Raw genomic sequence first — 279 nt, forward strand, 5'->3', positions numbered from 1 at the left:
CTGATCACCGCCGTGTTCTCGATGTTTATGTCGAATACCGCAACCACGGTTATGATGCTGGCCCTGCTCGGCCCTATTGTGGCTTCGGCACCCAAAGGCGATATGGGGATCAAAGCACTCGTATTGTGTATTCCGATTGCCGCTAATACTGGTGGTATCGCAACACCAATCGGTACGCCTCCCAACGCCATTGCACTGCAATACCTAACCGGTGAAAACACCATCGACTTCCTGAGCTGGATGATGATGGGCTTACCTTTTGTAATCATCCAACTCACC

General features: G+C 51.3%; 1 protein-coding gene. It reads left to right on the plus strand.

What is annotated here, in order from left to right; all coding sequences use genetic code 11:
* On the plus strand, positions 1 to 279 hold a 279-nt coding region (locus AB4486_RS25055; RefSeq protein WP_372119404.1), incomplete at both ends, for an SLC13 family permease.

Origin of the sequence: Vibrio sp. 10N.222.55.C6 (assembly GCF_041473395.1) — a bacterium.
In the GTDB taxonomy this organism is placed as follows: Bacteria; Pseudomonadota; Gammaproteobacteria; order Enterobacterales; family Vibrionaceae; genus Vibrio; species Vibrio crassostreae_C.